Source organism: Streptomyces sp. M2CJ-2 (assembly GCF_016757295.1).
GTDB lineage: Bacteria > Actinomycetota > Actinomycetes > Streptomycetales > Streptomycetaceae > Streptomyces.
Genome location: NZ_JAESIF010000326.1, coordinates 1 through 298 on the forward strand (window position 1 = coordinate 1; position 298 = coordinate 298).

At 77.5% G+C, this 298-nt stretch carries 1 protein-coding gene; it reads left to right on the forward strand.

Annotated elements, in window-relative coordinates; translation table 11 throughout:
- Positions 1-298 (forward strand): acyl carrier protein (locus JL475_RS39500; protein ID WP_202282992.1); only part of this gene is annotated, 298 nt, incomplete at both ends.

The window sequence follows — 298 nt, forward strand, 5'->3', positions numbered from 1 at the left end:
GGCCCTGGCGTCCGGGGTGCCGGTCGTGATGCCGGTGCGGGTCGACCGGCAGGCACTGCGCACCCGCCCCGACGGCGTCCCCGTCATGCTGAGCGCGCTGGCCCCGGCCGCCCAGGTACGGGTCGCGGCAGGCGCGGAAGCCGCCGTCGCGGCCCCGCTGGTACAGCGCTTGGCGGGACTGAGCGGTGCCGAGCGCGGCCGTGTGGTGCTGGAGGCGGTGTGCGAGCGGGTGGCACTGGTGCTGGGGCACGACGGCGCCGAGGCGGTGAACCCGCGGCACGCGTTCAGCGACATGGGC